General features: G+C 71.4%; 27 protein-coding genes. 12 read left to right on the top strand and 15 right to left on the bottom strand.

Annotation, left to right across the window (positions count from 1 at the left end):
* Positions 1 to 325 precede the first annotated feature (325 nt).
* The 3 genes from dapF to miaA form a co-directional block, all read right to left on the bottom strand.
* Positions 326 to 1,195, bottom strand: a complete 870-nt coding sequence (dapF, locus tag ACFY2B_RS38565; RefSeq protein ID WP_390767718.1) for a diaminopimelate epimerase — start codon at positions 1,193 to 1,195, stop codon at positions 326 to 328.
* Between the two features lie 235 nt (positions 1,196 to 1,430).
* Positions 1,431 to 1,937: a hypothetical protein gene (locus ACFY2B_RS38570; RefSeq protein WP_390767750.1), complete on the bottom strand. Its 507-nt coding sequence runs from the start codon at positions 1,935 to 1,937 to the stop codon at positions 1,431 to 1,433.
* 108 nt (positions 1,938 to 2,045) lie between these two features.
* On the bottom strand, positions 2,046 to 2,984 hold the full coding sequence (gene miaA, locus ACFY2B_RS38575; protein ID WP_390767719.1) for a tRNA (adenosine(37)-N6)-dimethylallyltransferase MiaA: 939 nt from the start codon (positions 2,982 to 2,984) through the stop codon (positions 2,046 to 2,048).
* Between the two features lie 473 nt (positions 2,985 to 3,457).
* On the opposite strand from miaA, the gene ACFY2B_RS38580 reads away from it, so the two are divergent.
* Positions 3,458 to 3,775 (top strand): antitoxin, encoded by a 318-nt coding sequence (locus ACFY2B_RS38580; RefSeq protein WP_390767720.1) that lies wholly within the window; start codon positions 3,458 to 3,460, stop codon positions 3,773 to 3,775.
* A 36-nt stretch (positions 3,776 to 3,811) separates the two neighbouring features.
* Here the strand turns inward: ACFY2B_RS38580 and ACFY2B_RS38585 are convergent, their stop codons facing one another.
* From ACFY2B_RS38585 to ACFY2B_RS38595, 3 genes are all read right to left on the bottom strand, one after another.
* Complete coding sequence (locus ACFY2B_RS38585; RefSeq protein ID WP_390767721.1) at positions 3,812 to 4,528, bottom strand: class III extradiol dioxygenase subunit B-like domain-containing protein; 717 nt, start codon at positions 4,526 to 4,528, stop codon at positions 3,812 to 3,814.
* Positions 4,529 to 4,543: 15 nt separating this feature from the next.
* Positions 4,544 to 6,070 (bottom strand): tRNA (N6-isopentenyl adenosine(37)-C2)-methylthiotransferase MiaB, encoded by a 1,527-nt coding sequence (gene miaB / locus ACFY2B_RS38590; RefSeq protein WP_390767722.1) that lies wholly within the window; start codon positions 6,068 to 6,070, stop codon positions 4,544 to 4,546.
* Positions 6,071 to 6,182: 112 nt separating this feature from the next.
* On the bottom strand, positions 6,183 to 6,602 hold the full coding sequence (locus ACFY2B_RS38595; protein WP_390767723.1) for a MazG nucleotide pyrophosphohydrolase domain-containing protein: 420 nt from the start codon (positions 6,600 to 6,602) through the stop codon (positions 6,183 to 6,185).
* Between the two features lie 84 nt (positions 6,603 to 6,686).
* Here ACFY2B_RS38595 and ACFY2B_RS38600 point away from each other — a divergent pair, with 84 nt between their 5' ends.
* Positions 6,687 to 7,685 (top strand): TAXI family TRAP transporter solute-binding subunit, encoded by a 999-nt coding sequence (locus ACFY2B_RS38600; RefSeq protein WP_390767724.1) that lies wholly within the window; start codon positions 6,687 to 6,689, stop codon positions 7,683 to 7,685.
* A gap of 216 nt (positions 7,686 to 7,901) precedes the next feature.
* Here the strand turns inward: ACFY2B_RS38600 and ACFY2B_RS38605 are convergent, their stop codons facing one another.
* Together ACFY2B_RS38605 and ACFY2B_RS38610 are read right to left on the bottom strand one after the other, a co-directional pair.
* Positions 7,902 to 9,326: an ATP-binding protein gene (locus ACFY2B_RS38605; RefSeq protein ID WP_390767725.1), complete on the bottom strand. Its 1,425-nt coding sequence runs from the start codon at positions 9,324 to 9,326 to the stop codon at positions 7,902 to 7,904.
* Positions 9,327 to 9,335: 9 nt separating this feature from the next.
* On the bottom strand, positions 9,336 to 10,022 hold the full coding sequence (locus ACFY2B_RS38610) for a response regulator transcription factor (RefSeq protein ID WP_390767726.1): 687 nt from the start codon (positions 10,020 to 10,022) through the stop codon (positions 9,336 to 9,338).
* A 331-nt stretch (positions 10,023 to 10,353) separates the two neighbouring features.
* Between ACFY2B_RS38610 and ACFY2B_RS38615 the strand changes: the two genes are divergently transcribed.
* The 8 genes from ACFY2B_RS38615 to ACFY2B_RS38650 all read left to right on the top strand — a co-directional run bounded on the left by ACFY2B_RS38615 (position 10,354) and on the right by ACFY2B_RS38650 (position 17,203).
* Positions 10,354 to 11,130 carry an amino acid ABC transporter ATP-binding protein gene (locus ACFY2B_RS38615; RefSeq protein ID WP_376533603.1) on the top strand — a complete coding sequence of 259 codons (777 nt, stop codon included), beginning with the start codon at positions 10,354 to 10,356 and terminating at the stop codon, positions 11,128 to 11,130.
* 359 nt (positions 11,131 to 11,489) lie between these two features.
* Positions 11,490 to 12,326: a glutamate ABC transporter substrate-binding protein gene (locus ACFY2B_RS38620; protein ID WP_390767727.1), complete on the top strand. Its 837-nt coding sequence runs from the start codon at positions 11,490 to 11,492 to the stop codon at positions 12,324 to 12,326.
* Positions 12,327 to 12,400: 74 nt separating this feature from the next.
* Positions 12,401 to 13,066 carry an amino acid ABC transporter permease gene (locus ACFY2B_RS38625; protein WP_390767728.1) on the top strand — a complete coding sequence of 222 codons (666 nt, stop codon included), beginning with the start codon at positions 12,401 to 12,403 and terminating at the stop codon, positions 13,064 to 13,066.
* On the top strand, positions 13,063 to 13,965 hold the full coding sequence (locus ACFY2B_RS38630; protein WP_390767729.1) for an amino acid ABC transporter permease: 903 nt from the start codon (positions 13,063 to 13,065) through the stop codon (positions 13,963 to 13,965). Before ACFY2B_RS38625 ends, ACFY2B_RS38630 begins: the two co-directional genes overlap by 4 nt.
* Positions 13,966 to 14,305: 340 nt before the next feature.
* Complete coding sequence (locus ACFY2B_RS38635) at positions 14,306 to 15,919, top strand: FAD-dependent monooxygenase (RefSeq protein WP_390767730.1); 1,614 nt, start codon at positions 14,306 to 14,308, stop codon at positions 15,917 to 15,919.
* Between the two features lie 143 nt (positions 15,920 to 16,062).
* Positions 16,063 to 16,110, top strand: a complete 48-nt coding sequence (locus ACFY2B_RS38640; protein WP_351741692.1) for a hypothetical protein — start codon at positions 16,063 to 16,065, stop codon at positions 16,108 to 16,110.
* 80 nt (positions 16,111 to 16,190) lie between these two features.
* On the top strand, positions 16,191 to 16,745 hold the full coding sequence (locus ACFY2B_RS38645; protein ID WP_390767731.1) for a cysteine dioxygenase: 555 nt from the start codon (positions 16,191 to 16,193) through the stop codon (positions 16,743 to 16,745).
* 86 nt (positions 16,746 to 16,831) lie between these two features.
* Positions 16,832 to 17,203, top strand: coding sequence for a rhodanese-like domain-containing protein (locus ACFY2B_RS38650; protein WP_390767751.1), 372 nt, complete (start codon positions 16,832 to 16,834; stop codon positions 17,201 to 17,203).
* A gap of 588 nt (positions 17,204 to 17,791) precedes the next feature.
* On the opposite strand, the gene recX is transcribed toward ACFY2B_RS38650, so the two are convergent.
* Positions 17,792 to 18,685 (bottom strand): recombination regulator RecX, encoded by an 894-nt coding sequence (gene recX, locus ACFY2B_RS38655; RefSeq protein WP_390767732.1) that lies wholly within the window; start codon positions 18,683 to 18,685, stop codon positions 17,792 to 17,794.
* A gap of 3 nt (positions 18,686 to 18,688) precedes the next feature.
* Entirely contained in the window at positions 18,689 to 19,816 is a 1,128-nt protein-coding gene (recA, locus tag ACFY2B_RS38660; RefSeq protein ID WP_390767733.1) for a recombinase RecA, read from the bottom strand.
* A gap of 356 nt (positions 19,817 to 20,172) precedes the next feature.
* Here recA and ACFY2B_RS38665 point away from each other — a divergent pair, with 356 nt between their 5' ends.
* Complete coding sequence (locus ACFY2B_RS38665; protein ID WP_390767734.1) at positions 20,173 to 20,916, top strand: hypothetical protein; 744 nt, start codon at positions 20,173 to 20,175, stop codon at positions 20,914 to 20,916.
* A 96-nt stretch (positions 20,917 to 21,012) separates the two neighbouring features.
* Here the strand turns inward: ACFY2B_RS38665 and ACFY2B_RS38670 are convergent, their stop codons facing one another.
* Together ACFY2B_RS38670 and ACFY2B_RS38675 are read right to left on the bottom strand one after the other, a co-directional pair.
* The gene (locus ACFY2B_RS38670) at positions 21,013 to 22,275 is read right to left on the bottom strand and encodes an AI-2E family transporter (RefSeq protein WP_390767735.1); all 1,263 of its coding nucleotides are present in this window, start codon (positions 22,273 to 22,275) and stop codon (positions 21,013 to 21,015) included.
* 60 nt (positions 22,276 to 22,335) lie between these two features.
* Complete coding sequence (locus ACFY2B_RS38675; protein WP_376533593.1) at positions 22,336 to 22,530, bottom strand: DUF3046 domain-containing protein; 195 nt, start codon at positions 22,528 to 22,530, stop codon at positions 22,336 to 22,338.
* Positions 22,531 to 22,610: 80 nt separating this feature from the next.
* On the opposite strand from ACFY2B_RS38675, the gene ACFY2B_RS38680 reads away from it, so the two are divergent.
* The gene (locus ACFY2B_RS38680) at positions 22,611 to 23,564 is read left to right on the top strand and encodes a hypothetical protein (protein WP_390767736.1); all 954 of its coding nucleotides are present in this window, start codon (positions 22,611 to 22,613) and stop codon (positions 23,562 to 23,564) included.
* 56 nt (positions 23,565 to 23,620) lie between these two features.
* On the opposite strand, the gene ACFY2B_RS38685 is transcribed toward ACFY2B_RS38680, so the two are convergent.
* The 3 genes from ACFY2B_RS38685 to ACFY2B_RS38695 all read right to left on the bottom strand — a co-directional run bounded on the left by ACFY2B_RS38685 (position 23,621) and on the right by ACFY2B_RS38695 (position 25,610).
* The gene (locus ACFY2B_RS38685; protein WP_390767752.1) at positions 23,621 to 23,929 is read right to left on the bottom strand and encodes an AzlD domain-containing protein; all 309 of its coding nucleotides are present in this window, start codon (positions 23,927 to 23,929) and stop codon (positions 23,621 to 23,623) included.
* Between the two features lie 74 nt (positions 23,930 to 24,003).
* Positions 24,004 to 24,747: an AzlC family ABC transporter permease gene (locus tag ACFY2B_RS38690; RefSeq protein WP_390767737.1), complete on the bottom strand. Its 744-nt coding sequence runs from the start codon at positions 24,745 to 24,747 to the stop codon at positions 24,004 to 24,006.
* The gene (locus ACFY2B_RS38695; RefSeq protein WP_390767738.1) at positions 24,744 to 25,610 is read right to left on the bottom strand and encodes an AraC family transcriptional regulator; all 867 of its coding nucleotides are present in this window, start codon (positions 25,608 to 25,610) and stop codon (positions 24,744 to 24,746) included. Before ACFY2B_RS38695 ends, ACFY2B_RS38690 begins: the two co-directional genes overlap by 4 nt.
* Positions 25,611 to 25,635 lie beyond the last annotated feature (25 nt).

Here is a 25,635-nt window from a genome sequence, read left to right on the forward strand (position 1 = left end):
GGCATACGAGGCTCAGGGATGGCGACGTCCCCCCGTCCGTGCCGGTGCTTGATGCTATCGAGCCCATCACGCCCGACTGACCGCCTCTCGCCGAGCGTGAAACGGATCACCTGTTTGAGCGACGATCCGGAGGTTTACGATCGCGCCGAGCACTCTGGGGTCGGTCGTGGTTTCGAACCGGTTCACTCGGCCGCGGACAGCGGTGACCGTGGTTTCGAACTGGTTCACCCGGCCGCGGACGCCGTCGGCCGAGAGCGCGCGTGGCGGGTGGTCGCGCCGCGTTTCGCGGGGTCGGTTCCCAGGCAACCGCCGCGCCGCGCGCGGGTCAGCGGACCGCGTTCTCCAGCCATTCGGCGTAGATCTCGCCCTCGGCCACGATCACCGCAGGACCGGTCATCTCGATCTCGCCGTCCGGCCGCAGGGTGATCACCAGGCGTCCGCCGGGCAGGTCCACGGTGTAGGTCGCCGGCGCTCCGGTGACGGCCGGGTCGGCCCCGTCCCGGTGGGCGGCGGCCACGGCGACGGCGCACGCGCCCGTGCCGCAGGAGCGGGTCTCGCCGGAGCCGCGCTCGTGCACGCGCATGGCGACGTGCCGGGGCCCGCGGTCGACGACGAACTCGATGTTGGCCCCGTCGGGATAGGCGGCGGCCGGGCTGTACGGCGGCGGGGCGAGGAGGTCGCCGGCGTGCGCGAGGTCGTCGACGAAGGCGACGGCGTGCGGGTTGCCCATGTTCACGTTCCGCGCGGGCCAGCTGCGCTCGCCGACGCCGACCGTCACGTCTCCCCCGGGCAGCCGCGCGCTCCCCATGCCGACCGTGATGTCGCCGTTCTTGGCGATGTGCACGGTCTTCACACCCGCGCGCGTGGCGATGGCGAGATCGCCTTCGTCCGTGTGCCCGGCGTGCTGGAGGTAGCGGGCGAACACCCGCACTCCGTTGCCGCACATCTCCGCGATCGATCCGTCGCTGTTGCGGTAGTCCATGAACCACGCGGCGTCGGACGCCATCCCCGCGGCTTCCGGATGGGCCGCGGAGCGCACCACGTGCAGCACGCCGTCGCCGCCGAGGCCGGCGCGGCGGTCGCACAGGGCCGCGACGACGGCCGGCGTCAGGTCGAGGGCGTTGTCCGGGTCGGGGACGATCACGAAGTCGTTCTCCGTGCCGTGACCCTTGAGGAAGGCGATCCGCGTGCTCATTCCTCGATCGTACGGGGTCGCCCTGACATCGCCGGGTCGTGCGGCGGTGCCGGGACCGACGACGGCGCAAGGCCCACGGCAGTTCCAGGACCTGCGACGACTCCAAGACCGACAGGGGTTCCAAGAACCACAGCTGTTCAAGTCCGCGGCGGCTCACCGATCGCGCGGAGGTACGGGGGCCTTGGGGCGGGCCGCGTCCGGCGGCCTGCCGTGCCCCCGGCCCGGCACGTCCGGATCAGTGGCGCAGTCGGGCCACCCGCCACACGGCGAGGACCGCCACCACAGCCACGACCAGGACGTAGGCCAGGAGGACCCGCCAGTCGGGGCGGCGTCCCGAGCCCCGCGGGGGCAGTCCCGGCAGGGTGTGTCCGACCCGGCGGGCGGCCATCATGCCCCAGCCGGCGGAGCAGGCGCAGATCAGCAGGCCGAGCATCGCGATCACCGCGCCGCTGTCGCCGAAGTCGAAGGCGAGCGGGAAGGCGAACATCAGGGAGCCGACCGCGGCCAGGGCCACGATGGGGGCGAGCTGCCAGATGCGCAGCCGACGCTGCGGCCGCAGTTCGACCTCGACCTCGGGCCCGCTGGTGAACATCTCCTCGGGCGCCGGCCCGTCGTCGGTCACACCACCCGGCGTCTCGTCGGGTCCGTCGGGGCTCAGGCCGTCCTCGACCTGCTCCGCTTCGCCCCTTCCGGGGGTGGCGTGCTCGGTGTCTTGTGCGGTGTCGCGAGGGCCGGCCTCCATCGCCACGCGCCCTCCCAACTCAGACTCCACTTGGTCGATCGAAGCTCGATGATGGCATGGCGCCACAGGCCCCGATGACCGGCGGCGCATCCCGATGCCATCACGTGATCAGGCTGTGACCGGTCGTTCGACCAACGTCAGTGCGAGGTGCGGAAGTTCCGAACGGTCCGCCACGGCCCCACTCAACCAGTGCACACGGGGGTCCCGTCTGAACCACGAATCCTGGCGGCGCGCGAAGCGTTTGGTGGCGCGTACGGTCTCCGCCCGGGCCTCCTGTTCGGTGCAGTCCCCGGACAGTGCCGCGAGCACCTGCTGGTAGCCGAGCGCGCGCGACGCCGTACGCCCCTCGCGCAGGCCGCGCGCCTCCAGTGCGCGCACCTCGGCGACCAGGCCCGCCTCCCACATGCGGTCGACGCGACGGGCGATGCGGTCGTCGAGTTCGGGGCGGGCCACGTCGACGCCGATCTGGACGGTGTCGTAGACCGAGTCATGGCCCGGAAGGTTGGCGGTGAAGGGCCGGCCCGTGATCTCGATCACTTCCAGGGCCCGGACGATACGGCGGCCGTTGCTGGGCAGGATCACCCGGGCGGCCTGGGGGTCGGCGGCGGCGAGGCGGGCGTGCAGCGCCCCCGAGCCGCGCAGTGCGAGTTCGTCCTCCAGCCGGGTCCTGACCTCGGGATCGGTGCCGGGGAACTCCAGGTTGTCGACCGCTCCGCGGACGTAGAGGCCCGAGCCGCCGACCAGGATCGGCCAGCGTCCCTGGGCGAGCAGGGCGTCGATCCGGGCGCGCGCCAGCCTCTGGTACTCCGCGACGGACGCGGTGACCGTGATGTCCCAGATGTCCAATAGATGGTGCGGGACGCCACCGCGCTCCTCGGGAGTCAGCTTGGCGGTGCCGATGTCCATGCCACGGTAGAGCTGCATGGAGTCGGCGTTGATCACCTCGCCGCCGAGCCGCTGGGCGAGGAAGACGCCCAGATCGGACTTGCCCGCCGCGGTGGGTCCGACGACGGCGATGACTCGGGGGGCGGGGGGTGCACTGCTCACCGCCCCAGTTTCGCAAACCCCCGGGCCGTATTGCGATCGGGTTGTACGACGGCCGTGCACGGGCCCGCACCACAGGGGTCCACACCCCTCCCGACAGGGCTCCTCGGCCCACCGGGCAAGGTCCGGCAAGGTTCCACGACCGGCCCGGCGTGATGCGACAGGGGGTCTCACAGCCCGCCCGGCAGGGCCGCGGGCCGACCCGGCAGGGCCGCGCGCCCCGCCCGGCGCCGTTCCACGCGCCCTGGGCCGGTTCGAGGGCCGTCAGGAAAGGTTCGGGGTCACGCGTAATTCCGCCCGCGCGGGTACCGTATGGAGCGTATGTGGGCACTTCACGTACGGGCACTCGACGGAAGCGGATGCGGGCGCGCCGCCCCGCGTTCCGGTTCTTGGCCGGAACCGAGGCGCGGGCGCCGCGGGGACGACGGGGACGGTGCGGGTGCCCGCACGCAACCGTCCGGCAAGGAGAGTGGACCATGGGTCTTTTCGACAATGTGAAGGCCAAGCTGGGCCCGGCCAAGGACAAGGTGTCGGACCTCGCGCAGCAGCACGGGGGCAAGATCCAGGACGGTCTCGACAAGGCCGCCAAGGTGGTCGACGAGAAGACCAAGGGCAAGTACAGCGACAAGATCCACGCGGGTACCCACAAGGCCAAGGACGCCATGGACCGGATCGCGCACAAGGGCGAGTCCGAGGCGGGCGCCGGCGCTGCCGACGCGAGTGGGACCACGCCGACCAAGGAGTCGACCGGTACGGCGGGCGGCACGTCGGAGACACCCCCGCCGTCCTCCTGATCATGTGGTCCGCGTCCGGGACGCGGACCACATGCCTCATGACCAGGCCGCCACCAGGTACCCCACGCCGTAGGGCGCGTCCTCGTAGAGGAGGGTGCCGGTCAGGTCCGCGCCCTCGGCGGCACCCGCCAGGACCTGCCACGGGGCACGGCCCGAGACCTTCAGTTCGTACGCCAACTCGGTGTCCAGTGCCACGAGTGCCGCCCAGTCCGCCGCCCCCAGCGCACGCGCGACCTCCGCGTCGAACGGCAGCGCCCGCTCGTCCAGGTAGCCCGGTGCCTTGAGCGTGCGGCACGCGCTGGCGTCGCCCATCACCAGCAGTGCCGTCCGCGCGGCCCGCGCGCCGATTTCCCTTCCCACTTCAATACACCGCTCGGGCGCCAGCGGTTCCCCCACGCCGAGTCCCTCGATCGGGGCATCGGCCCAGTCGGTCCGTTGCAGCAGCCACGCGGCCACGGCGAGCGACGGCGGCAGCTCGCGCCCGTCGGCCGACGGGTCCCCGGCGGGACCCAGCCGCACGTCGAGATCCACACCGAACCCGCGGAACGATCCCCGGGCGCCCTGCGGGTGGGCACCGCGCCCTTCCTGCTCGGCGGGCCCGACGACCACCAGCCGGTCGGGGCGGGCCGCCGCCAGTACACCGAGCGCGTCCGCGCACGCGGCACGCGCGGCGTCCAGTTCCGCCGCGGCGCCCGCGGCGACCTCGGGTACGAGGAGGGGCGGACAGGGGCAGACGGCGGCGGCGACGAGCATGACCGGCAGCGTACGTCAGTCGCAGCCGCAGGCGCCCGCGGCGACCGGCAGGGGCTCCGGAGCGCCGATCTTCGGCAGGCCCAGCATGACGCCGGCCGGCTTGACCGACTCCTCGGCGGTGCGCTTCTCCCACGCGTCACCCGCGCGCGTACGGCGCACGTCGAGGACGGGTCCCTCGGCGAGCAGGTGGTGCGGGGCGGCGTAGGTCACCTCCACGGTGACCATGTCGCCGGGGCGCACCGGCTGCTCGGGCCTGGTGAAGTGGACCAGGCGGTTGTCGGGGGCACGGCCCGAGAGGCGGTGGGTGGCGCCGTCCTTGCGGCCCTCGCCCTCCGCGACCATCAGCTCCAGGGTGCGGCCGACCTGCTTCTTGTTCTCCTCCCAGGAGATCTCCTCCTGAAGGGCGACGAGCCGCTCGTAGCGTGCCTGGACGACCTCCTTGGGGATCTGGCCGTCCATGGTGGCGGCCGGGGTGCCGGGCCGCTTGGAGTACTGGAAGGTGAACGCCTGCGTGAAGCGTGCCTCGCGGACGACGTGCAGGGTCTGCTCGAAGTCCTCCTCCGTCTCCCCGGGGAAGCCCACGATGATGTCGGTGGTGATCGCCGCGTACGGGATCGCGGCGCGCACCTTCTCGATGATCCCGAGGTAGCGCTCCTGCCGGTAGGAGCGGCGCATCGCCTTCAGTACGGTGTCGGAACCGGACTGGAGCGGCATGTGCAGCTGCGGCATGACGTTCGGCGTCTCGGCCATGGCGGCGATCACGTCGTCGGTGAAGTCGCGGGGGTGCGGCGAGGTGAAGCGCACCCGCTGCAGGCCCTCGACGGCGCCGCAGGCGCGCAGCAGCTTGCTGAACGCCTCGCGGTCGCCGATGTCGGAGCCGTACGCGTTGACGTTCTGGCCGAGCAGCGTGATTTCGGAGACGCCCTCGGCGACCAGGGCCTCGACCTCGGCGAGGATGTCGCCGGGGCGGCGGTCCTTCTCCTTGCCGCGCAGCGCCGGGACGATGCAGAAGGTGCAGGTGTTGTTGCAGCCGACGGAGATCGACACCCAGGCCGCGTACGCGCTCTCCCGCCGGGTCGGCAGCGTCGAGGGGAACGCCTCCAGCGACTCGGCGATCTCGACCTGGGCCTCCTGCTGCACGCGGGCGCGCTCCAGCAGGACCGGGAGCCTGCCGATGTTGTGCGTGCCGAAGACGACGTCCACCCAGGGCGCCTTGTTCACGATCGTGTCCCGGTCCTTCTGGGCCAGGCAGCCGCCGACCGCGATCTGCATCCCGGGGCGCTGGGTCTTCTTCGGCGCGAGCCGGCCCAGGTTGCCGTACAGGCGGTTGTCGGCGTTCTCGCGCACGGCGCACGTGTTGAAGACGACGACGTCCGCGTCGCCGTCCGAACCCTCGGGTGCGCGCACATAACCGGCTTCTTCGAGCAGCCCGGACAATCGCTCGGAATCGTGGACGTTCATCTGGCACCCGTAGGTGCGGATTTCGTAGCTCTTAGGTCCTCGAACGTCCACTGCGGGGCTCCGGTCGCTGCTGCTGGTCATTCCTCAAGGGTAGGCGCTTCCTGGCGGGCCCCCGCCGGTGCGGCCCGTGGGGCCACCACCGGGCCCCGCCGCGGCACCCGGGCCGGGCGCCTCTCCCGCCCGGGACCCGAGGTCAGGCGCCTTCGGGGACCCTGCCGCCGGAGGCCCAGCCCTGGCGGCGCAGGACCGCGGAGACGTCCGGCGCCGCGTAGTGATCGCCCTTGAGCACCTTGCCGTCGGCCCGGCGGGAGATCTGTCCGTCGGGCCCGCGCTTGCTCATGTTGGAGCGGTGCACCTCGGCCAGCACCGCGTCGAGGTCGATCCCGTGGACCAGCGCCGTGCCGTACGCGACGTAGACCACGTCGGCCAGTTCGTGCGCGAGCCGGTCCAGGGGGCCCGTGACCGAGACCTCGGCGACCTCCGCGGCCTCCTCGGCGAGCAGTTCCCCGCGGTGCGCGGCCAGTTCGGGCGACACCTCGGCCGGTCTGCTGCGGGCGTCGAGGCCGAAGGCCAGGTGGAACTCACGGACGAGGTCGGCGGGCGAAGAGGTCATACGGCGACTGTAGCGGCCGGCTGTGACATCACTGTGGCTGCTCGGCCTGGTCAGGAACGCGCACGGGCTGGCAGGATCGCGCGCATGTCCAAGGTGTTCCCCCGGCTCGGCAGGCGCCGGACGTTCCAGGGCGCGGCGGTCGGCGCCGTCGCCCTCGCGCTGCTGGCGTGGTGGCTGCTGCCCCTGGGCGAGACCCCGCCGACCGGGACGATCGTCTTCAGCACCGGGACAAAGCGCGGGGTGTACCAGGAATACGGTCAGCGGCTGCGCAGCGAACTCGACAAGGACATGCCGGGGCTGACGGTGAAGCTGCTGAGCAGCGCGGGTTCGCAGGAGAACGTGCAGCGGGTGGCGACCGGCAAGGCCGACTTCACCATCGCGGCGGCCGACGCGGTGGAGACGTACCTGCTCGGGAACGAGCCCGGCGCGCGGGACCTGCGCGGCGTGGCCCGGTTGTACGACGACTACATGCAGCTCATCGTGGCGCGCGACTCCGATGTGCACTCGGTCGCGGACCTGAGGCACAAGCGGGTGGCCATCGGACCGGTCGACTCCGGGGTGCGGCTCATCGCCGACCGGATCCTCAGAGCGGCCGGCATCGACCCCGGCAAGGACATCACGCCCGTGGCCGACGGGATCGACACCGGGCCCGACCGGCTGAGGGAGGGCGACATCGACGCGTTCTTCTGGTCGGGCGGCCTGCCGACCAAGGGGCTGTCCGAGGTGGCCCGGAACTTCGCCATCCGGTTCATCCCGATAGGGGCCGATCTCGTGGCCAAGCTGCGCGGCCAGGGCGACGTCACCCGCTACTACCGCACCACCAGCATGCCCGAGTCGGCCTATCCGGCCGCCCAGCAGAGCGTGCCCGTGCCGACGATCGCCGTCTCCAACCTGCTGATCACCCGCAAGGACGTGGACCCGAAGCTGACCGAGTGGCTGACCCGTACGGTGATCAAGAGCCGTGACGACATCGGCAGCCATGTCCACTCCGCCCAACTGGTCGATCTGCGTACCGCGATCTACACCGATCCGCTGGCCCTGCACGAGGGCGCACGGCGGTACTACCGGTCGGTCAAACCGTAGGCACACCACCGGGAGCGGCCCGGCGCCCGCCGCCCCGGACCCGGGCGGACGGGCGGACGGGCGGGGGCGGACGGTGGGTCCATGCCGACGCGCGCGTGCCCGCGGAGCCGGTCCGGCCTGCGTGCCCGCACCGTCGTGCCCCTCCCGGATCCACCGGGCGGTCGAGCCCCTGGCGTCGTCAGGACCGGCGTGACCCGCGGGGTCGGTCCGGCAAGGTCACCCCATGGCCGTGCCGCGGGCCGACGGGCCGTGCCTGGGCACCGTCACCGTCACCGTCAGGCCCCGCGGCACGTGATGCCCGTACCCGATCGAGCCGCCGCCCGCCGCGAGCAGAGCCCGGGTGATGGACAGTCCGAGGCCGGACCCCTTGATGTTCTGATGGCGTCCGCTGCGCCAGAAACGGTCGCCGACGCGGGCCAGTTCCTCATCGGTCAGGCCGGGTCCGGTGTCCGTGACGACGACCGTCGCGCTCTCACCGTTGGCAGCGACGGCGACCTCGACCACGCCGTCCTCGGGCGTGAACTTCACCGCGTTGTCGATCACCGCGTCCAGGGCGCTGGAGAGCGTGATCGGGTCCGCCCAGCCGGTGGTCGGCGGGCAGTCGCCGGCCAGCCGGACACCCCTGGCCCCGGCAGCCGGCGCCCAGGCGGCCACCCGCTCGGCGGCGAGCTGCCCGATGTCCGTGAGCCGCAGGTCCGCCTCGGCGTGCTCGGCCAGGGCGAGGTCGAGCAGGTCGTCCAGGACCTGGGCGAGCCGTCTGCCCTCGGTCTGCACAGAGGCGATCTCCTCGTTGCCCGCGGGCAGTTCGAGGGCGAGCAGTTCGATGCGCAGCAGCAGCGCCGAGAGCGGATTGCGCAACTGGTGCGAGGCGTCGGCGACGAAGGCGCGCTGCTGCTCCAGCACGCTCTCGACGTTGTCCACCATCTCGTTGAACGAACGGGCCAGTCTGCGCAGTTCCGGCGGGCCGCCGGCCACCGCCACCCGTGATTTCAGGCGCCCGGTGGCGATGTCGTGGGTGGTGGCGTCCAGGACGCGCACGGGCCGCAGCACCCAGCCGGTCAGCCGCAGGGCGGCGCCGACGGCCAGCAGCATCGCGGCGAACTCACCCGTGGCGATGAGCAGCCAGCCGCGCAGTGTCCTGGACCGCATGGCGCCGGTCGGCGAGTCGGTGACCACCACGGCCATGACGTCACCGTCGCGGATCACCGGTGAGGCGACGACGAGCCGACTGCGCTGCCAGGGCCACACCTGCTGCGGGTCGTGGCTGCGCCGGCTGAGGAGCGCCTCCTCGAAGGCGTCGCGCACCTCGCCCTCCGCGGGCAGCAGCCAGTCGCCGGGTGCGTTCGCCATCGGTGAGGCGTTGCGGTAGAAGACGCCCGCCCGGATGCCGTAGACCTCGTAGTAGCTGGTGAGTTCGCGGCGCAGGGTCTCCTTGCGCTCGTCCTCGGTCGAACGGCGCGACCCGGTGGGCGCGTCGGTGACGAACTGGGCCAGTGCGGCGAACCGGGCGGTGTCGTCGATCCGGTCGACGACCACCGTCTGCTGCTGGGCGGCGGCGCCGCTCATGGCGAGCGGGAGGCCGAGCGCGAGCAGCACCGCGGCCATCAGGACGATGAGCAGCGGGAGGAGCCGTGTGCGCACCCGTCCCCGCTACGCGGCCGGGGCGACGAGCCGGTAGCCCACGCCGCGTACGGTCTCGATCAGCGCGGGCATGCGCAGTTTGGCGCGCAGCGAGGCGACGTGCACCTCCAGGGTGCGCCCGGTGCCCTCCCAACTGGTGCGCCAGACCTCGCTGATGATCTGCTCGCGCCGGAACACCACGCCCGGCCGCTGCGCGAGCAGCGCGAGCAGGTCGAACTCCTTGCGGGTCAGCTGGACGACGGTGCCGTCCACCTTGACCTGGCGGTTGGGCAGCTCTATCTGCACCGGGCCGAGGCGCAGCGCGCTCTCGCCGCTGGTCGCGGAGTCCTCGTGGACGGTGCGCCGGCTGACGGCGTGGATCCGGGCGAGCAGTTCCCCGGTGTCGTACGGCTTCACCACGTAGTCGTCCGCGCCGAGGTTGAGGCCGTGGATGCGGGAGCGGACGTCGGAACGTGCGGTGACCATGATCACCGGGGTGTTGGTGCGTTTGCGGATCTTGCCGCACACCTCGTAGCCGTCCTGGTCGGGCAGGCCCAGGTCGAGCAGGACCACGCCGAAGCCGGGGCCTTCGGGAACGAGCGCCTGGAGCGCTTCCTCGCCGCTGCGGGCGTGCGTGACGTCGAACCCGTGCCGGGCCAGGATCGCGGACAGTGCGGCTGCGACGTGGTTGTCGTCCTCGACGAGCAACAGTCTCATTCCGGCCCCCTCCGGTTCAGCGGTCGTACGGACCCGGTTCACAACCGGCCCGCAAGAATAAGTTTCCAGGAACAAGATGTCGTCCACGCGCGCGTGGACGACATCGCGCGTGCCAAGTGCAGTCACGCCGATGGAGGATGACGGCGTCAAGGGTGTTCTGGTTACCCAGAGCATCCGTTACTCGGCCGATACGTGACCAGGGCGCAACTGCTACGACACGTGTCCGATTGCTATCGGATTGTGATGCTCAGATTCCCCTCAGATGTGCTGACGGCCGTGGCACTGGGTCATTACTGTCCTCCAAAACCGAGGAGGACGGAGCCTGAGAGCGATGACCGAAGTATCGGTGGCCAAGGAAGACGTGGCCGCGACCGGCGATCTGGTCGTCCTGAATAGCGTCAACAAGCACTTCGGCGCGTTGCACGTGCTCCAGGACATCGATCTGACGATCACTCGCGGTGAGGTGGTGGTGGTCATCGGACCCTCCGGGTCCGGTAAGTCGACCCTGTGCCGCACCATCAACCGCCTGGAGAGCATCGATTCGGGCACCATCACGATCGACGGCAAGCCGCTGCCCCAGGAGGGCAAGGAACTGGCCCGGCTGCGGGCGGACGTCGGGATGGTGTTCCAGTCGTTCAATCTCTTCGCGCACAAGACCGTGCTCGAAAACGTGATGCTGGGTCAGGTCAAGGTACGCAGGACGGAGAAGAAGCAGGCCGAGGAGACGGCCCGGACCCTGCTCGACCGGGTCGGCGTGGGCACCCAGGCGGACAAGTACCCGGCGCAGCTCTCCGGTGGTCAGCAGCAGCGCGTCGCCATCGCTCGGGCTCTGGCGATGGATCCGAAGGTGATGCTGTTCGACGAGCCGACCTCCGCCCTGGACCCCGAGATGATCAACGAGGTCCTGGAGGTCATGCAGCAGCTCGCCCGGGACGGTATGACCATGATCGTCGTCACCCATGAGATGGGCTTCGCGCGCTCGGCCGCGAACCGCGTGGTCTTCATGGCGGACGGCCGCATCGTGGAACAGTCCGCGCCGGACCAGTTCTTCAGCAACCCGCGCAGCGACCGGGCCAAGGACTTCCTGTCGAAGATCCTGCACCACTGACGGCGCCCGCTTGACGGCGCCCGCTCGCCTTCCCGACGACGATCCGGCGCCGCCGGCGCGCGGTCCGGACGGCGGGCGGCACCGTCAGGCGGACCGGACGCCGCTCCGACGACGCCGGCCCGCAGCCCCGAGGACCTGAAGGATCCGAGGGACCTGAGGGACCTGAGGCCACCGGCACGCAGTTCGGGGACACGCGAGTCCCCCCGGATCCCGCACGTCCCGACGAGTCCGCCGAACCCGCACGACCGATTAGTCCCCCACGTACTCCGCACGGCCCGACGACGCCCGCACGCATCCCGCACGGCCGGGGTTCGCCCGCACCGGCGGCCCGCTTCCTCACCACACGAAGGATGTTCAGCATGAAGCTCCGCAAGATCACCGCAGCCTCGGCCGCCGTGCTCGCCCTCTCCGTGGCCGCCACCGCGTGCAGTTCCGGCAAGAAGGACGACGGTGGTTCCTCGGGCAACGGGGACAAGATCACCATCGGCATCAAGTTCGACCAGCCCGGCGTCGGCCAGAAGACGCCCCAGGGCTACTCGGGCTTCGACGTCGACGTGGCCACCTACGTCGCCAAGAAGCTCGGCTACGACGCGAACCAGATCGAGTGGAAGGAGTCCAAGAGCGCCGACCGCGAGACGATGCTCAAGCGCGGTGACGTGGACTTCATCGTCGCTTCCTACTCGATCACCCCGGAGCGCCAGCAGCTGGTGGACTTCGCCGGCCCGTACCTCCTGGCCCACCAGGACGTGCTGCTCCGCGCGGACGACAAGAGCATCAAGTCGCCCGCGGACCTCAACAACAAGAACCTGTGCTCGGTGGCCGGTTCGACCTCGGCGCAGAACGTGCACGACAAGCTGGCCCCCAAGGCCAACCTGCAGCAGTACCCGACGTACTCGGCGTGCCTGAACGGTCTGCAGAACGGCGCCATCGACGCGCTCACCACGGACGACGACATCCTCGCCGGCTACGCCGCGCAGTCGCAGTTCAAGGGCAAGTTCAAGCTCGGCGGCTTCAAGATGACCAACGAGAACTACGGCATCGGCGTCAAGAAGGGCAGCGACCTCAAGGACAAGATCAACAAGGCCCTTGAGGAGATGTCCTCCGACGGTTCCTGGCAGAAGGCCGTGGACGCCAACTTCGGTCCGGCCAACTACAAGAACGAGCCCGCGCCGAAGATCGGCGACATCAAGAGTTGAGGCAGCGCCCGGCCGGTGCGCCGCTCTCGGGGCGGCGCACCCGGGCATCCCTACACGCGGAAGCGCGGGAGATCGTGTTCGACTTTCTTGAAGGTTACGACCTGCTGGGGGCCTTCTGGACGACGGTGCAGCTGACGCTGCTGGCCGCCGTCGGCTCCCTGATCTGGGGCACCTTGCTGGCCGCCATGCGGGTGGGCCCGGTGCCGCTGATGCGCGGTTTCGGCACCGCGTACGTGAACATCGTGCGGAACATCCCGCTCACGGTGATCATCCTGTTCAGCTCGCTCGGCCTCAACCAGACGCTGGGCATCAACCTCGGCTCGGACGACTTCAAGGTCATCAACTTCCGCCTCGCCGTGCTCGGGTTGATCGTCTACACGTCCGCCTTCGTGTGCGAGGCGCTGAGGTCCGGCATCAACACGGTGCCGGTCGGGCAGGCCGAGGCGGCTCGGGCGATCGGCCTCAACTTCACCCAGGTACTGGGCCTTGTGGTGCTGCCGCAGGCGTTCAGGGCAGCCGTCGGCCCGCTGGCCAACGTCCTGATCGCGCTGACCAAGAACACCACCGTGGCCGCCGCGATCGGTGTGGTGGAGGCCGCGTACCTGATGAAAGAAATGGTCGAGAACGAGGCACAGTTGGTGCTGATCTCAGCCATCATCGCCGTCGGCTTCTGCTGTCTCACGCTGCCGACCGGGCTGATCCTCGGCTGGGTGGGCAAGAAGGTGGCGGTGAAGCGATGAGCTCGGTCCTGTACGACTCCCAGGGCCCGCGCGCCAAACGGCGCAACGTCCTCTACACGGCGGTCTTCGTCGTCGCCCTGGCCGCCGTCCTGTGGTGGGTGTTCAGCACCCTCGCGGACAAGGACCAGTTGGCCTGGGAGAAGTGGAAGCCGTTCCTGAGCGGCACCGAGGCGTACTCGACGTACGTCTGGCCCGGCCTGGAGAACACGCTGAAGGCCGCGGCGCTGTCGATGGTCATCGCGCTGCCGCTGGGCGCGTTCTTCGGCATAGCCCGGCTCTCGGACCACGTCTGGGTGCGGGTACCGGCCTCGATCGTGGTCGAGTTCTTCCGGGCGATCCCGGTGCTGGTGCTGATGGTCTTCGGGCTCGCCCTGTACTCCGAGTACACCGACGTCAGCTCGGACAACCGGCCGTTGTACGCCGTAGTCACCGGTCTCGTGCTGTACAACGCCTCGGTCCTGGCCGAGATCGTGCGGGCCGGCATCCTGTCGCTGCCCCGGGGCCAGTCCGAGGCCGCGATGGCGATCGGTCTGCGCAAGGGCCAGACGATGCGGGTGGTCCTGCTGCCGCAGGCGGTCACCGCGATGCTCCCGGCGATCGTCAGCCAACTCGTGGTGATCGTGAAGGACACGGCGATCGGCGGCGCGGTCCTGACCTTCCCCGAGCTGCTGTCCTCGGCCAACACGATGAGCAGCTACTACGGGGCCAACACGATCGCGTCCTTCACGGTCGTGGCCCTGATCTTCATTGTGATCAACTTCTCGCTCACCTCCTTCGCGGGCTGGCTGGAGCGGCGGCTGCGGCGGGGCAGGAAGTCCACGGGCGTCGTGGTCGGCGCCGGCGCGGTCGACGAACTGGCCGCCCCGGGCGAGCACGGCGACGTGACGAGGACCGGGTGAGCCGGACGAGGACCGGGTGAGTCTGGCAAGGAGCTGAGCGTCGGTCAGTCCCGTGAGCAGCCTGCCGGGTCCTTGGGCCGACTGGCGCCGTGGACTGGCGGCAGCTTGGACCGGATGGCCCGTCGTGATGGCTGGGCCCGCGGGCGGGTCGCAGTCCCATGAGCCGATGAACTGACGAAGCGACAACAGTGCGGGGCAGTGGCATGATCGCCACTGCCCCTGGTCACTTGACGCAAACACCGGCAATGGGTTGCATACGTTCTGTGATCGTGCACCCTGCTCCACCTTCCTGTTCACCCACGTCCGTCCAGGCACAGCTGTGGGCAGGGGGCGCCGCGCCGTGGACCCGGTGATCATCGTCGGAGCGGGGCCCGTCGGGCTCACGCTCGCCCTGGCGCTGGCCCGTCAGGACGTGCCGTCCGTCGTTCTGGACGAGGGTTCCGGCACGGACGAACCACGCACCGCGCGCACCGTCGTGCTGCGCGAGGACACCGCCGCGCTGGTGACACGGCTCACCGGCGTGCCGCTCGCCGAGCACGGGCTGCGCTGGGCCGGATGGCGGTCGCTGCGGCGCAAGCAGGTGATGGGCGAGATCGAGTTCGGCGACACCGAGCCCGGCCCGCTGCATCTCGCACAGCACCTGCTGACCGGCGCCCTGCGCGCCGCGCTCACGGACGAACCACTGGCCAGGCTGGTGCTGAACAGCCGCCTCGACACCATCGAGCAGGAACCGTCGGGCGTCACCGCGCACACCCGGGACCCGGGCGGCACCTGGTGGCGCGGCAGCTATCTCGTCGGATGCGACGGCCCCCGCTCCACCGTGCGCAAACTCCAGGACATCCGCTTCCCCGGCCGTACGGCGGTGGAGCGGCACGCCGTCGCCGCGTTGCGTGCCGAACTGCCCCGGCCGGACTGGGCGTTGCTGCACCGGCTGCCGCCGTGGCGGGCGTCCGGGCCGTCCGCCGGGGAGGTGACCGCCCGTCCCCTGCCGGACGGCGTGTGGCGCCTGGACTGGCTGCTGCCGCCGGGCAAGGACCTCGTCACGCCCGAACTCCTGGTGGGGCGCGTCCGCGAGACCCTGGCCGGCTGGACGGGCGGCACCACACCGCCGTACGACCTCCTCGACACCGGTGTCCACACGGTCCACCACCGGCTCGCCCGGCGGTGGCGCGTGGGCCGGGTCTTCCTCGCCGGGGACGCCGCCCACCTGCTCGGCGCGCTCGGCACCCAGGGCCTCGACGAAGGGCTCCGGGACGTCGACAACCTCGCCTGGAAGCTGGCCTCGGCCTGGCACCACCGGCCGCACGCGGCACTGCTCGACAGCTATCAGGCGGAGCGGCGCGCCGTGGTCGCCGCGCGGCTGCGCGCCGCCGACCAGGTGCTGCCGATACTGCGCGGCGGTGGCGGGCTGCGCTCGTACGTCCCCGGCGTCGCCCGCGGCCACGACGCGCTGCTCACCGACGGCCATCTGGGCCGGGGGCCGCTCGGCGCTCCGGGGCTGTACACCGACTCGCCGCTCGCGCCCGGGCACCTCGACGCGGAGATCCCGGTCGACACGCCGCCCGGCGCGCAGATCACCGATGTGCGCGTCACGGCGGAGGACGGCACCTTCGTCCGGCTGCGGGACCGCCTCGGCCGTGGGGCGCTGCTGGTCGTGCTGATCGCTCCGGGCACGGGCGTGTGGGACCGCAAGCACTGGGTGACCGCCGGGGTCATGCCCCGGTTGGCGGCCGCGGTGACCGCGCTGCCGCACCCCGCCGAACTGCTGGTCGCCGAGACCTACCCCGGCGCCCCCGCGCACACCGTGCTGCTCGTGCGCCCGGACGGGCACCTGGTCACCGCGCTGGGCGGGGTCCGTCCGGCCGACCTGTACTCGGCCGCGGAGGCGACACTGGGCGGCGCGGCCAAGGACGAGACCGAGGCCACCGCGGGGGCGGGCACCGGCACGCACTGACCACTCTCGCGCGCCCCCATGCACTCCCCACGCACTCCCGCGCGCTCGTCCACATACCGACGACGAGTTGACCACCGAGCCCACGCAGTGGTGTACTCCGCTTCGTGATCGACACTCGCGTGCACCTGTGGCGGAGGGTCCATATGGACCTGGTCCGCTATGCGGGCTGTGTGTGTCGCCGCACCTGCTGAAGTCGCATTTCTCTCCCTCATGAGCGCGCCGAGCCCCCGCTGCCGCGCGCTTTTCGCGAACTCTCAACAGGACGGTGTACGTGTCTGTCTCTCCTTCCGCTTCTGTTCCGTCCGCCACGCCGGCCGCCGCTCCTGCCGCGGCCACGCCCACCCAGGCGGACCTGCTCGACTTCGTACGGCGGACCGCCGCCGACGCCGAACTGATCGCCTCGCTTCCGCTCGACCCGGAGGGGCGCACCTGGGTGCGCCTGGAAGGTCCCGGCGGCAGCGAGGCGTGGCTGATCGGCTGGCCGCCCGGCACCGGCACCGGCTGGCACGATCACGCCGAGTCGATCGGTGCCTTCCTCACCGCGGTCGGCGAGCTGAAGGAGAACTCCCTCGCCGCCCGGCTTCCCACCGACGGCTGGAAGACGCTGGAACTGTCCGACGACGTGGACCGCGAGCGGCGGCTGCCGGCCGGACGGGGCCGTTCCTTCGGTCGGCACCATGTTCACGAGGTGCTCAACGAGTCCACCGACCGGCATGCCATCTCCGTCCACGCCTACTACCCGCCTCTGCCACAGATCCGCCGGTACAGCCGCAGCGGCCCGGTACTCCGTCTGGAGCAGGTCGAACGCCCCGAGGACTGGCAGTGAGCGAGTCGGCCGGCCACGAGCCGGCGGGCGACAGGTCAGCAGACCAGGGGTCAGCAGGCCCGAACCAAGACGAACGGCCGCTCGGCATCGACGAGTTGCTGGCTCGGGTCCGTGCGGGATACCGGCGGATCGAGCCCCGTGCAGCGTACGAAGCCGCACGGGGCGGGCAGGCCCTGTTGGTCGACATCCGGTACGCAGCACTGCGCGAGCACGACGGGCTGATCCCCGGCGCGCTCGTCGTGGAACGCAACGAGTTGGAGTGGCGTCTCGACCCCCAGGGCAGCCACCGTGTACCCGAAGCCACCGGCCACGACCTGCGCGTCGTGGTGATCTGCAACGAGGGTTACGCGTCCAGTCTGGCGGCCGCCTCCTTGCACCGGCTCGGCCTGCACCGGGCCACTGACCTGATCGGCGGCTTCCAGGCGTGGCGGGCAGCGGGACTGCCGGTGACGCCCTGACCCCCGAGGGACAGTTCCACCGGGCCCGCGTCAGCGCTCCGACCGCTGACGTCCTGGGGCCCTGGCCCTCGGGGCAGCCGGACGGAGCAGCGTCGGCACTCCTTCCGGTGACGTCCTGACCTGGCGACGCCTCCCGCTCCCCACCGGCACAGCCACCACATACCACCCGCCGGGCACCGTCTACCAAACACCACCCGCCGGGCACCGTCTACCAAACACCACCCGCCGGGCACCGCCCACCGCACACCACCCGCCGGGGACCAGCCGACTATCGGGGCACAGCCCCGCCAGGCCGCATCCCCCTCAGCGACGCCCGAGCCCGACAGCGGCAAACACACGAGTGCCCGCCGGCACGCCTCGGAGCCGACCCGGCCCATCGCTATACGGCTCCAGGCCACGTCAACACCCCGTCCGGTGACACCGAACCCGACAGCAACAGCGACACGATCCACCGCCGAGACACCCGCCAGACACCCCGGCCCACCACGACACTGCCAGCCCGGTGACGGCCCGCGCCCGGCGCTGATGCCCGGTGGTGAGACGACCGGCGGCATGGCCGTTTCGTCTCCTGCCGACCGGTCCGGTGGGTCAGTACCCCTCTCCGCCGAGGAACTCCGTGTCCTCGCCCTCTTCTTCCAGCGCCTGTCTGACCACCCGGAGGGCCATGCCCTCGGGGTAACCCTTGCGGGCCAGCATCCCGGCCAGGCGCCGTATCCGCTTGTCCCGGTCGAGGCCGCGGGTGGCGCGCAGCTTCCGGGCAACGAGGTCGCGAGCGGTCGTCTCCTCCCGTTCGGCGTCGACTTGGGCCACGGCCTCGTCGATCAGTGCCGAGTCGACCCCCTTGGTCCGCAGTTCCCGGGCGAGCGCACGGCGGGCCAGCCCTCTGCCGTGGTGCCGGGACTCCACCCAGGCGTCGGCGAATGCGCTGTCGTCGATCAGACCGACCTCCTCGAACCGCGACAGCACCTCCTCCGCGACGTCCTCCGGGATCTCCCGCTTGCGCAGGGCGTCCGCGAGTTGCCTGCGGGTGCGCGGAGTCCCGGTGAGCAGGCGCAGACAGATCGCCCGCGCCTGCTCAGCCGGGTCCCGCGGAGATTCCCCCTGCTCGGCCCTCGACGAGGCGAAGGAATCTCGGTCTTCGCCGGACGGCTCCCCGAAGCCGCGCCGACGACGCCCGCGTGCACCACCGCCACGGCGCCCCCCGCCGCGTGGCCCGTAGCCATGGCCCCCGTCATCGTGGTCACCGCCCCCGTGGGGGCCGCCTTCGTGGAACTCGCCGCTGTACAGGGCCGATGGCTCGTCGGGACCGTAGGCGTCGGCTCCGCCGCGGGATCCGCGCCCGAACAGTTGGCCGTCGTCGAACGCGCCCTCGCCGTCCGTACCGTCTCCCGCCCGGGCGGCGGGCCCGACGCCACCTCTCCCCGTCCGCTCCCGGGGAACGTCGAGGTCCGCGTACTCGGCCCAGTCGGTTCGTCGTGTCACGGGTCAGCTCTTGGCTGCCGCGGCCTTGGGCTTGGTGGCCTTGGCGGCTGCCGGGGCGGGCACCGTCTTCGTCTCGTCGCCCGGAGCGGTGGCAGTTGCCGCGTCCGCGCCCGGCTCGGCGGCGGGCTCCTCCGGCCGTACGCCGACGCCCAGCTTCTCCTTGATCTTCTTCTCGATCTCGTTGGCCAGGTCGGGGTTGTCCTTGAGGAAGTTGCGCGCGTTCTCCTTGCCCTGGCCGAGCTGGTCGCCCTCGTACGTGTACCAGGCGCCGGCCTTGCGGACGAAGCCGTGCTCCACGCCCATGTCGATCAGGCCGCCCTCACGGCTGATGCCCTGGCCGTAGAGGATGTCGAACTCGGCCTGCTTGAAGGGCGGGGCGACCTTGTTCTTGACGACCTTGCAACGCGTGCGGTTGCCGACCGCCTCCGTGCCGTCCTTCAGCGTCTCGATACGGCGGATGTCGATACGCACCGAGGCGTAGAACTTTAGCGCCCGGCCACCGGTCGTGGTCTCCGGTGACCCGAACATCACGCCGATCTTCTCGCGGAGCTGGTTGATGAAGATGGCGGTGGTCTTGGACTGGTTGAGCGCGCTGGTGATCTTCCGCAGCGCCTGGCTCATCAGCCGGGCCTGCAGACCCACGTGACTGTCGCCCATCTCGCCCTCGATCTCCGCGCGCGGGACGAGCGCGGCCACGGAGTCGATGACGATCAGGTCGAGCGCACCGGAGCGGACCAGCATGTCCACGATCTCCAGCGCCTGCTCGCCGTTGTCCGGCTGGGAGAGGATCAGGTTGTCGATGTCGACGCCCAGTTTGCGCGCGTACTCCGGGTCGAGGGCGTGTTCCGCGTCCACGAACGCGACCTGGCCGCCGGCCTTCTGCGCGTTCGCCACGGCGTGCAGGGTCAGGGTCGTCTTACCGGAGGACTCCGGTCCGTAGATCTCGACGACACGGCCGCGCGGCAGGCCACCGACGCCGAGCGCCACGTCGAGCGCGGTCGATCCGGTCGGGATGACCTCGATGGGCTCCCTCGACCGCTCGCCCATGCGCATGACCGCGCCCTTGCCGAATTGCCGTTCAATCTGCGCGAGCGCGGCATCGAGTGCCTTCTCGCGGTCGGTTGCTGCCATGGGCTCCACCCGGTTTGCTTGAGTCGATCGCTTCACGTCAAAGACGCTAACGCCTGCCACTGACAATGCGTCCCGACGCCGATCCGGCCTGTGGATAACTCCCGCACTTCTCCACCCGAACCGGGCCGAACCCCCCGTCGAGAACCTCGCCCGGACCTCCATAAGAATGGATGTTCGATTTTTGTGTCAAGCGCACCACCCGGCACTTCCGTCGCGCGGTGCCGCACGGTGACACCGCCCGGACGCACCTGCTTCCCACGGCTGTTGCGCCAGTCGCCGCGCTGCTTCCCACGGCGTACGGCGGGTGTCTTCGACCGGACGACGACCTCGGGCCACGTGCCCGGGAGCCTTGGCGCATGGATCATCCGCGCCCCGTCGAGCGTCTCTGCCACGCGATCGGCCTGCTCCTCGTCGTCTCCGGCCTCGCGCACCTGGCGGTGTTCGCCGTCGACGGCGGCCCCTGGTACGGCCCCGTCTCCTGGCGCAAGCCCGTCACCTTCGGGCTCTCCTTCGGCATGACGCTGATGGCGGTCACCTGGGTCACCTCGTATCTGCGTATCGGGGAGCGGGCGCGCACCGTGTTGCTCGCCGTGTTCGCCGCCGACTGCGTGGTGGAGGTCGGCGGTATCACCCTGCAGGCATGGCGCCGGGTACCCTCGCACCTCGACATGGAGACGCCCTTCGACACGGCGGTGTCCATGACGCTCGCGGTCGGCGGCGGTGTCCTCGTGGTGCTGCTCACCGTGTTCGCGGCCGTGTCCTTCCGGTACCGGCCGACGGGTCCCGTGGGCATGCCGGCGGCGGTGCGTGCCGGATTCGCCGTCCTGCTCGTGGCGCTGGCCTCGGGCGCCGCGATGATCGCGCGCGGGGTGGTGCTGACCCGGACCGGCCACCAGGAGGCCGCCTACCGTTCGACGGCCCCGCTGAAGCCACTGCACGCGGTGAGCCTGCACGCCGTGCTGGTCCTGCCGGCGCTGGCCTGGCTGCTGTCCCGCACGTCCTGGAGCGACCGGGCGCGGCGGCGGATCGTGGCCGCGGCGATCGGCTGTTACGCGGCCGCGGTCGCCGCGGCCGGGGTATGGGCGGCCCTCACTCGTTGAACGCGGCGGGTTCCGGGCGGCGGACGCGGCGGACGCCGGGCCGCGCGGTGTGCAGCCCGGCGCGCGGCACCGCGCCCGGGTCCTCGGACGCGGCCCTCAGGCGGAGCCCTCCTCCTGCGCCTCCGGCTCCCCCCGCTCCAGACGCCGCGTCCACTGCGTCCGCACGCGCGAGACAAGGCCCGGACCGCTCGGTCCGCGCACCGGGTGACCCTGTACCCGGGGGTCGTCGGTGACGTCGTACCGCTTCACGTATGCGCCCAGGAACGCCTGCAGCGTGGCGACCGCGGGGATGGCGATCAGCGCGCCGACGGCGCCCAGCAGCGCGGTGCCCGCGATGACCGATCCGAAGGCGACCGCGGGGTGGATGTCGACGGTCTTCGCGGTGAGCTTGGGCTGCAGTCCGTAGTTCTCGAACTGCTGGTAGATCACGACGAAGATCAGCACCCACAGCGCGTACCAGGGGTCGACCGTGAACGCGATCAGCATGGGCAGCGCACCCGCGAGATAGGTGCCGATGGTGGGGATGAACTGGGAGACCAGGCCCACCCATACGCCCAGGACGGGCGCGTAGGGCACGCCCAGGGACTGCAGCAGGATGTAGTGCGCGACCCCGGACACGAGCGCCATGAGGCCGCGGGAGTACAGGTAGCCGCCCGTCTTGTCCACGGCGATCTCCCAGGCGCGCAGCACCTCCGTCTGGCGGGCGGGGGGCAGCACGGAGCACAGGGCGCGGCGCAGCCGTGGCCCGTCCGCGGCGAAGTAGAACGAGAACAGTGCGACGGTCAGCAGCTGGAACAGGCCGCCGAGCACCTGGGCGGACACGTCGAGCACCCCGGCGGCGCTGGTCTGCGCGTACTTGCGCAGCCAGTCGGAGTGGAGCAGCCCCTCCTGGACGTCGACGCGTCTGACGTCGGTGTGGAAGGTGTTGTTGACCCAGTTGATGACCGAGTCGAGGTAGTCGGGGAAGTCCTCGACTATCTTGACGATCTGGCCCGCGAGCATCGAGCCGAGCAGGGTGACGAAACCCGCCGTGAAGATCGCCAGGCCGAGGAAGACAAGGAAGGTGGCGAGCCCGCGGCGCATGCCGCGCGAGGCCATCCAGCTCACCGCGGGCTCGATGGCGAGCGCCAGGAAGAACGCGATGAGGATGTTGATCAGCAGGCCGGTCAGCTGGTGAAAGGCCCAGCTGCCCAGTTGGAACGAGGCGATCAGGGCGAGCGCGAGCACCATGGCGCGTGGCAGCCAGCGCGGCATGCGGGCGCCCCGCGCGGTGCTGCCCGCCGGGGGGCGGGCGGGCGGCGTCGTGCCGGGCGGGGATGCGTTCCGGGTGATCTGGGCCGTGTCGTCAGTGGATGCCACGGGGCAAGTCTCGCCCACGCCACCGACAGCCCGCTGCCCCACTCCGGTCTTCGTGACCGGTCAGCGCTTTTCCCCGGGTACGTCCATGACGGTGCAGACCACGCGCCACACGTCCTTGGCGTCCCAGCCGGCGTCCAGCGCCTGGTGCACCGTACGTCCGCCCAGCTCCGCCATCACGTGATCGCGCGCGAACGTGTCGGAGTACCCCGGACCGAAATGGTCCGCCATCCGCTGCCAGAAGACCGTCAACCGCATGAATCCAGTATCCCGCCCCTAGGAGTGGGCCCAGCCGGGTACGGCATGCCGGTGACACTTTCCGCCCTACGGTCTGACGCATGGCCGAATCCGGAGCTTCCGCGCTCTCCCCCGCGCCCTCGGTGCGTTCCCCGCTCGTCCATGCCGAGCGCTTCGTCTGGCTCCACGCGCGCGTGCTGGAGCAGCGCCTGTTCGCCCACCGTTTCCAGAACGGCGGCGCCGACCCGGTGGAGCGGGCGTTGGACGCCTACCGCAACGAGGACGGCGGGTACGGCCACGCGCTGGAGCCCGATCTGCGCGGCCCGGTCAGCCAGCCGCTGCACACCGGTCACGCGCTGGGCGTGCTGGACGTCATCGGGCGGTGCGGCGGACAGCGGGTGGAGCGTGTGTGCCGCTATCTGACGTCGGTGTCCACCGCGGACGGCGCCCTGCCGGCGGTCGGTCCCGGCCGGCATGGCTACCCGACCGCCCCGTACGTCCGGGTCGCGGACCACCCGCCGAGTGATCTTCTCGCCACCGGTCCGGTGGTCGGCCTGCTGCACCGCAACGAGGTGTGGCACGCCTGGTTGTTCCGGGCGACGGACTTCTGCTGGCGGGCCGTGGAGTCGCTGGAGCAGGCCCGTCCCGGTGAGATCGAGGCGGCGGTGGCCTTCCTGGACGCGGTGCCCGACCGCCCGCGCGCGGAGGCGGCCGCCGACCGGCTGGGCCGCCTGGTGCGCACGCAGCGGCTCGCCACGCCGACCGCCGACCGCTCGCCGGACCGTCCCGTCGGGGCGGGCCACGCCTCCGGTGAGCGGAGCTTTGGGCGTTTCCCGCACGACTTCGCCAGAACCCCGCGCTCCCTCGCGCGCGCGTGGTTCACCGACGACGAGATGGCACGCTCGCTGGACCTCCTGGCCGCACAGCAGCAGGAGGACGGCGGCTGGCCGAACCGCCGCCCCGAGTGGGCCCCGGGCGCCGCCCTGGAGACCCGCGGCATGGCCACGATCGAGGCCCTGCGGACCCTTCAGGCACACGGCCGCCACGTGGGCTGAGCGGCCCGGGGGCAGCCGGGCGCGCAGTCCCGGAGCGCGTCCGCGTGCCTGTGCCGTCAGCCGCCCAGGGCGCGCACGCCCGCCGTCACCAGCACGGCCGCCGCGACGACGAGCAGGAACGGAGCGCGCAGCAGCAGCGTCACGGCCGCCGCCGCAAGCCCCGCGGCCCGGGCGTCCAGCACGAGCACGTGCCCGTCGGCGAACGTCTGCTGGGCCGTGAGGGCGGCGAGCAGGGCGACGGGCAGCAGGGCGGAGAGCCGCTTGACGACCGGCCGCTCCAGGGCGCCCGCGGGCACCAGCAGCCCGGCGAGCTTGACGGCGTAGCAGCCGAGGGCGGTCGCGCCGATGGCTATCCAGATGTTCAACGTGCTCATGCTCCTTCTGTCATCTGATCCGGCAGGCCATGACGGACTGCGCGTCGTCACCTTCGAAGGCGTCGTCAGCGCCCGGAGGCGTCGTCGCGGGCAGCCCGTCCCCCGCGGCGGCCCTCCACGAGCAGGACGAGCGGCGCCGCGAGCGCGGCCAGCAGGACCGGTACGCCGGCGGGCAGGACGGGCAGCAGGCCGAGCCCCAGGACCACCGCGAGGCCCGCCACGACACGCTCGGTCACCGACGTCAGCATCGGCGCGAGCAGTGCCAGGAAGACGGCGGGCCCGGCCGCGTCGAGGCCCCACGCGTCGGTGTCCCCGATGGCCTCCGCGCCCAGCGCGCCCAGCAGCGTGGTGAGGTTCCACAGCACGTACAGACTGAGCCCGGTGACGAGAAACCCGAGACGAGCGGTGCGCCGGGTCGGCTGTGCCAGGGACACCGCGGTCGTCTCGTCGATCACCCACTGGGCTGCGAACGGCCGCACCACGCGCGCGAGGGCCAGCAGTTGTGACAGCCGCAGCCCGTAGAACGCGTTGCGTACGCCCAGGAAGAAGGCGCCCGCGGCGGCCGTGAGCGGTCCGCCGCCCGCCGCCAGCGCTCCCACGAGCGCGAACTGGGAGGCGCCGGTGAACACCAGGAGACTGAGCGCACAGGTCTGCGGCACGCTCAGCCCGGCGCCGGCCGAGGTCACCCCGAAGGCGAACCCGGACAGCCCTACGGCGATTCCGACGCCGAGGGCGTCCCGGACGACGGCGGAATCGGTCTTGTCCCCGTCTCCGGGGCGTATGTCTGCGAGAGCTGTCTGTTCTGTCACGCCTCGGACGGTACGGTCAGTCGCCGCCGCGGGTCTTGTACGTTCTTGCGCTCCCGCTGGTACGCCCCGGGCGGCACACCGATGATCCGGGCGAAATGACGGTTGAGGTGCGGCTGGTCGGTGAATCCGACGGTGACGGCGGCCTGGGCCGGTGTCGTGCCCGCGTCCAGCAGGCGCCGCGCCCGGCGCACCCGGGCGTCGGTCAGCCAGGTGTGCGGAGGCATGCCGTAGGTGTCGCGGAACGCCCGCAGCAGGGCGAAGGGGCTGGTCCCGAGGTCGGCGGCGAGCTGTTCCAGCGTGGGCGGCTCGGCCATCCGGTCGTCCAGCACGGCACGCGCGCGTGCGGCGATCCGGGCGCCGGCCGAACGCACCTCACGCCGTGGCATCGGCCCGCCGTTCAGCCGCAGCAGCCGGGTCACGGCCACCCGGAGCAGGGTGTCCGCGGCCAGCGCGTTGCCCTCGTCGGCGGCGCGGAGCACCTGGTGGACGAGGCCGGCCGCATAGGGATCGTCGAGGACGGCGCTGACGAAGCCGGGGGTGCCGCGGATCCCGGTGGTCTCGGCCGCTATCCCGGCCACCAGGTCGGGCAACGGGTAGACCGCGCCGTACCGCCAGCCCTCGGGGACGCCCGCCCGGCCGGTGTGCGAGGTGTCCGGGTTGACCAGCGCCAGTGATCCGGCGCCGACGTACACGTCGGACCCGCGGTGGTGGAACACCTCGACACCGTCCGCGACGGCCGCGATCACGTAGTGCTCGTGGGTGTGCCGGACGAAGGTCTTGTGGATGTAGCGGGCGCGCAGCAGGTCGACACCGGGCAGTTCCTCGTACTGCCAGTGCCGTGCCAGTTCCGCCGGTCCCGCCATGGGAGCATTCTCCGTCACACCGGCC

The organism is Streptomyces sp. NPDC001270 (genome assembly GCF_042896695.1).
GTDB lineage: Bacteria > Actinomycetota > Actinomycetes > Streptomycetales > Streptomycetaceae > Streptomyces.